Genomic DNA, 5,556 nt, shown 5'->3' on the forward strand with positions numbered 1-5,556 from the left:
AAAATAGGCGATTGCATTCTCAATTTTTTGTTCTCTATAAGGAATCATCTTCTTCACCTCCCTTTTGATATGTTATCCTTTATAGGAATACCAAGTCAACATTTTCAATTTATTAAGAGTCCAACCAATCCGCCCACGCCTGCATCATCTTTCTCCGGACATCGGGATATTCAGCGTGAACATAGGCCGCCCGGACAGCGGACCTCCCAGCATGGGCCAGTCACCGCTCTATCGCTTCGGCCGGCCACCCCAACTCGTTGAGGATCGTGGCGCCCATTGCCCTGAAGCCGTGGGGCGTGATCTCTCCCTGGCTGAACCCCAGTCTCCTGAGCGCTACGGCCATCGTGCCGTCGCTCATGGGGCGGTCGCCGAAATTTATGCTTCTGAATAGCAGGGAAAACATACTTCCGAAGTCGCCCTATTACCCTCCTGCTGTGGCTTTCCTCACGGCCCGGTTTGGCCTTCTTCGAAAATCAATCAAGGGCAACGGACTGGAAAGTCCCCTGGGAGATTCAACGAAAGGGCTGCCGACCCTGGAGATCTGGATCTTGATCTCGTCCCGCTTCTGCCTGGCTTCCTTAAGGGACACGTCAGGGTAGACGCCCGCAAAACGCGACCGAAATGAGCCACCCGCGCGGAACTTAAGATCCACTGGCGCGCTCTGAGAGATCCACATGGCACGCACCTGAAGAGCCACCCGCCGCGGCGGGACAGAGCCGGCTATTTCAAACTCCTGCCTGTAAGATCGAATTACTGCCGCAGGGCAGAATTCATCTCAGGAGGGATCAAGTTGTCAGAGTTTCTAACCATCCTTCGGCCGTCCACAGCGGCCTAAGCCAGCGCAAAGTTGCGGCAATGCACAAGGTTTCAAGGAATACGGTGTCGCTGTACCTCCAGCAAGGCCTTCCCAAGGGGGAGATCAACACTGACGACGGGCCTATCCGTCGCGGGACGCTTCTTTCAGGATGCCGGACTTCGACTACTACGCCGAGCCGTTCCGCGCCGAGAAGCTGCCCTCCTGGATCTCCCCCCCCGGCCATGTACACGCCTTTCAGTACCTGGGCGGCGTCCTCAAGGCTCTCGTACCGGACAACCTGAAGCTCGGCGTGAAGCGAGCGAACTTCTATGAGTCAGATCTGAACATAACGTATCAGGAGATGACGGCCTACTACTGAACCGTAATACTGCCGGCCCGCGTCTCCAAGCCAAAGGACAGGCCGCCTGCAGGCATATGCTGACTGAGCTACTCCCCGAAAACTGGACCAGGGTCTAAGGTGATAGGATAACCCCGGTGTAACAAATTCGGGGAGGGCACCGATACAGCCATGAGAAAGAGATACGATGCGGCATTCAAGGCCGAAGTAGTACTTGAAGCTCTTCGGGAACAGGGCACACTGGCGGAAATAGGCTCTAAGTACGGCATTCATCCAAACCAGATAATCCAATGGAAGAAGACCTTCCTCAAGAATCTTCCCGAGGTCTTCTCGAAGAAAAAGGATGACGAAACGGAGACCCTGAAGAAGCGAGAATCGGAACTTCGCCGCCAGATCGGCCAGTTGAAATACGAGGTCGACTGGTTGAAAAGAAAATCTGAGGAGCTCTGTTAGATCCGTCTCAAAGCTCAGAGATGCCCTGGAACCCGGAGAAGTAAAACTCGCGTCGGCAGTGCGAGCTTTTGGGACTAAACCGCTCCGGCATCTACGTAAAGAGAAAAGGAAATGGCGAAGAAACGTGTGAGAACCTGTATTTGATGGATCTTATGGACAGGCAGTACAGGAAGCACCCCATCTGGGGAGTAAAGCGCATGAAGTTCTGGCTTCAAAGAAAAGAGATCCGGGTCAACCTGAAACGGGTTAGAAGACTACTCCGTCTCATGGGACTTGAAGCGATCTACCTGAAGCCCAGACTCAGCAAGGGCAACCCTGAACACCGTATCTACACGTACCTCTTGAGGAACCTTGACATAAAACGACCAACCAGGTCTGGTGCTCGGATATCACGTATGTGCGCATGGGCAAGGGCTTCCTTTATCTCACGGTCATAATGGACTGGCTCAGCCGCAAGGTCCTGTCCTGGGAGCTTTCGAACACCCTGGATACGAGTTTTTGCGCAAGCGCTCTGAAAGAAGCGCTTAAGAGATATGGGAAGCCTGAGATCTTCAACACTGACCAGGGCTCCCAGTACACGAGCAAGGATTTCACGGACATCCTGAAGGATAACGGGATCGATATCAGCATGGATGGCAGAGGCAGGGCCCTGGATAATGTCTTCGTGGAAAGACTGTGGAGAACCGTCAAGTACGGAGAGGTCTACCTTAAGGAGTACTGCAATCCGCTTGAGGCAAGGACGAACCTTGGAGAGTTCTTCGTCCACTACAACGAAGAAAGGCCGCACCATGGTCTGGGCTACATGACGCCTTCGGAAGTATACTCAGGTCAAGGTGCAGGGAAACTGGTCAACTACTAAGGAAACGGAAACAGAAGAACCAATGCATCTTGAAACGGGAAAAGGGCCAACAAACCACCGGACCGATCACCTTATTTTTGCCACCCAGTGGTCCAGTGAGTAGGGAGTACCTCACTCTACAGGCGCGCCAAGTGGCTCTCAAGTAGCGCGCCGCCGGCTCTTAAGCTGCGCGAGGGTGGACTTATTTCACCGCGTTTTACAATACCTTCATCTTAGACCATTCCAACCAGCTAATTGCACTGATCCTCCTGCAGCACATCGGAGTTCTGACGGGGTGGGTTTTCGGCAGAAACAAAACGTCAGGAGATTTTGTCCGCAGATTTTACAGATGGGCGTAGATTATTTTGCAGATTTTCATCGGCGTGAATCTGCGTCATCTTTGAATAGTCTGCTTGTTCTTCAGCAACCATGTTCGATAGTGTTTTCTTCGTTAAAGCAGGTCACATTCCTTTACCGAACACTTTCTCTACGGTGATGCCTTGTGATGTAGAAAACAGAATAAGCGAATTTTATTGTGTGTTTATAGCATAAAAACATAATAAGAACTTTTATATTTTATTTTCATCACGAAAAACATTAAGATACCTGCGGAAGACAAAAAGTCTGTTTCGTTGCCAGCCTGTCATTTCTTCTAGAATGCCAAGGTCAACCAAGGCTCCCACCAACTGATTAGCCGCATAATATTTAATCCCCAGCATATCTGCCACCTGATTTACGTTCACCGCTGGCTCCTGATAGAGATGACGCACCAAGATGTGACCATTTTCCGCCCGGCGTCCCAAAGTCACGATTTGAGCATCCACCTCCTGACGCAAGATCAAAATACGTTGAAAGGTCTGCTTCCCGTTTTCAGCAGTTTCAATCACAGCCTGGAGAAAAAAACGTATCCATTGGCCAATATCATGTGACTCCCGAACCCGTGTCAGGGCATCGTAATAGGCTCCCCGATGCTTCTCCAGATGGGCGGAAAGGTAGAGAGAAGGCTTGTTCAGCAGACCGTGACTGACCAGGTACAGAGTGATGAGCAGGCGGCCGATACGGCCATTGCCATCCAGAAAGGGATGAATGGTTTCAAACTGGTAGTGGCTGAGGGCGCATCGTACCAGGTGGGGAACCTGAATGCTGTCATTATGCCAGAAGGCTTCAAGATCTGTCAGCAGGTCAGGAAGATCGTCATGATGGGGTGGGATAAAAGCCGCATCAGATAGAGAAGCGCCACCAATCCAATTCTGGCTACGCCGAAATTCACCGGGAGCCTTGCGCTCCCCCCTAGCCCCGCTCAAAAGTATCTCATGGGTCTTGCGAAGCAAGCGCATGGACAGGGGCAGCCGCTGCAGTTCTTCAATAGCGCTATTCATGGCTTGCACGTAGTTGCGTACCTCGCGCCAATCATCACGGCGTTCAGGGCGAATAGCCGCCTCATCGAGTACGGCCTCGTCCATATCAGTACGAGTGCCCTCGATACGGCTGGAGGTGTTGGCCTCTTTGATGATGTGCATGTGAATGAAAAGGTCCACATCTGGCACGATCAGCGAGAAGGCGTTCAACTCTCCCAGGGCTTTGTTGGCTTTTTCCAGCAGCACGTTAATCCGGGGGTCATCCCAGGACCATTCCTGATTGATCCGTGTCGGCTGGAAACTCTTGTATTGGTACTGTTGTTTCCAACTACCGGATTTGAAGGACTCAAACTTCATTGAGGCGCTCCTTATCATTGTTCCCGTCGCGATAGCTGACGAGCTTTTTGGCGGCCATGTTTGAAGACACGCCGACACAAAGTGCATCAAGCACCATTTGCTCGACAGTATCTTCGTAGTTGAAGTACATCTGTTCACACCTCACCCTTCAAACTTCTTCTCGCCATCTGTTCGACAGTGTTTTCTTCGTTAAAAACAGACGATTCCTTCTATATTCGGGGGCACAAACTTCCGAACCGATTGATTCCTCAATTCGTGCAATTTTTCGATGTACTCCAGCAGTCGCTGAATCGTTGAATTAATTGTATTAAGCCCACTTGTGCTTTGGCCAGTTCTGTGGAAGTAAGAACGTCCTTTTAGACTGTTTAGTCAAACAAGTGCAAACTTAAGGATAAGTGGGTCACCACATCGAACGCGTAATAGCTGATTTCGGTGTAAGCACCCGTCGATGTTGTTTCTTCATAGAGATGCTCTGCCGATCTTGTTCACGTCGGCGTGTTCTTCCAGCACAAGAATGTCGCCCTGTTTCAGTCTGTACTGTTCGGCTTCCTTTTCAGTCCAGCCAATGAGATTGGCATCATTCAAATTAAATGAATCTCGTTGAACATTGGCTACTCGGAGATATGGCTTTTTCAGTGGCAGCACACTTCGTTTCGAATTTAGTGTGATGCCGTAGGCCACATTCGCAACATCACTAAGCCTTACAACATTCCACCCAGAGTGTAGACTTCCGATTGCGGTCTTCTTTGGCGGATGGGACCCAAACCCCTCAGTAAAGCAATCTCTGAAAAAGTCCTCTGGAAACGGACCTTGACCTAGTAAAGTATGGTTGTGACAGCCTTGGTTTGTCCATTCCAGCCTTCTGTACGACCATACCACCCTCTGAGGGAGCTGATCCCGCATGAAGAGCCTTGCCAACGCCGTGACCTTCGAGAAGTACAAAAAACCCACAAGGAGAGAGCAGTTTCTGGCCGAGATGGAACAGGTCGTCCCCTGGAAGGAACTCTGCGCCCTCATAGAACCCTACTACCCCAAGCAGGAAGGGGCAGACCTCCCTTAGGGCTGGAACGGATGCTTCGGATCCATTTCCTGCAGAGTTCACTTCAACCTCAGCGACCCCGGAGCCGAAGAAGCTCTCTACGATATGGGATCCATGGGTTGATTTGTTGGGATAGACCTCGGCAACGAGGGGAGTACCGGACGAAAGGACGATCTGCAAGTTCCGCCACCTTCTCGAGGCCCATGACCTTGGTGAGAGGATCTTCAGGGAGGTCAACGCCCATCTTGAATCCAGAGGACTGAAGCTCTCCGAGGGTACCATCGTCGACGCCACCATCATCAACGCCCCGTCTTCGACGAAGAACAAAGAGAAGAAGCGGGACCCTGAAATGCATTC

7 protein-coding genes and 1 pseudogene are annotated in these 5,556 nt (G+C 51.3%); 5 read left to right on the forward strand and 3 right to left on the reverse strand.

Annotated elements, in window-relative coordinates; all coding sequences use genetic code 11:
• Positions 1 to 220: 220 nt before the first annotated feature.
• The gene (locus tag GX108_08660; GenBank protein NLO57093.1) at positions 221 to 403 is read right to left on the reverse strand and encodes a hypothetical protein; all 183 of its coding nucleotides are present in this window, start codon (positions 401 to 403) and stop codon (positions 221 to 223) included.
• Between the two features lie 562 nt (positions 404 to 965).
• Here GX108_08660 and GX108_08665 point away from each other — a divergent pair.
• From GX108_08665 to GX108_08680, 4 genes are all read left to right on the forward strand, one after another.
• Complete coding sequence (locus GX108_08665) at positions 966 to 1,175, forward strand: transposase (GenBank protein NLO57094.1); 210 nt, start codon at positions 966 to 968, stop codon at positions 1,173 to 1,175.
• A 150-nt stretch (positions 1,176 to 1,325) separates the two neighbouring features.
• Positions 1,326 to 1,607, forward strand: coding sequence for a transposase (locus GX108_08670; GenBank protein NLO57095.1), 282 nt, complete (start codon positions 1,326 to 1,328; stop codon positions 1,605 to 1,607).
• A 68-nt stretch (positions 1,608 to 1,675) separates the two neighbouring features.
• Positions 1,676 to 2,044 carry an IS3 family transposase gene (locus tag GX108_08675; GenBank protein ID NLO57096.1) on the forward strand — a complete coding sequence of 123 codons (369 nt, stop codon included), beginning with the start codon at positions 1,676 to 1,678 and terminating at the stop codon, positions 2,042 to 2,044.
• On the forward strand, positions 2,011 to 2,466 hold the full coding sequence (locus GX108_08680; GenBank protein ID NLO57097.1) for a DDE-type integrase/transposase/recombinase: 456 nt from the start codon (positions 2,011 to 2,013) through the stop codon (positions 2,464 to 2,466). Before GX108_08675 ends, GX108_08680 begins: the two co-directional genes overlap by 34 nt.
• A gap of 548 nt (positions 2,467 to 3,014) precedes the next feature.
• On the opposite strand, the gene GX108_08685 is transcribed toward GX108_08680, so the two are convergent.
• Together GX108_08685 and GX108_08690 are read right to left on the reverse strand one after the other, a co-directional pair.
• Positions 3,015 to 4,160 (reverse strand): Fic family protein, encoded by a 1,146-nt coding sequence (locus tag GX108_08685; GenBank protein ID NLO57098.1) that lies wholly within the window; start codon positions 4,158 to 4,160, stop codon positions 3,015 to 3,017.
• A gap of 459 nt (positions 4,161 to 4,619) precedes the next feature.
• Positions 4,620 to 5,078, reverse strand: coding sequence for a hypothetical protein (locus tag GX108_08690; GenBank protein ID NLO57099.1), 459 nt, complete (start codon positions 5,076 to 5,078; stop codon positions 4,620 to 4,622).
• Between GX108_08690 and GX108_08695 the strand changes: the two are divergent.
• Positions 5,062 to 5,556: pseudogene (locus tag GX108_08695) on the forward strand (IS5 family transposase). The gene GX108_08690 and the pseudogene GX108_08695 overlap by 17 nt on opposite strands.

The sequence above is a fragment of the Thermovirga sp. genome, from assembly GCA_012523215.1.
GTDB lineage: Bacteria > Synergistota > Synergistia > Synergistales > Thermovirgaceae > 58-81.

Coding starts and splice junctions, on each gene's coding strand:
- GX108_08670 (NLO57095.1), top strand. CDS start 1,326: ATGAGAAAGAGATACGATGCGGCATTCAAGGCCGAAGTAGTACTTGAA.
- GX108_08660 (NLO57093.1), bottom strand. CDS start 403: ATGTTTTCCCTGCTATTCAGAAGCATAAATTTCGGCGACCGCCCCATG.
- GX108_08665 (NLO57094.1), top strand. CDS start 966: ATGCCGGACTTCGACTACTACGCCGAGCCGTTCCGCGCCGAGAAGCTG.
- GX108_08685 (NLO57098.1), bottom strand. CDS start 4,160: ATGAAGTTTGAGTCCTTCAAATCCGGTAGTTGGAAACAACAGTACCAA.
- GX108_08680 (NLO57097.1), top strand. CDS start 2,011: ATGGGCAAGGGCTTCCTTTATCTCACGGTCATAATGGACTGGCTCAGC.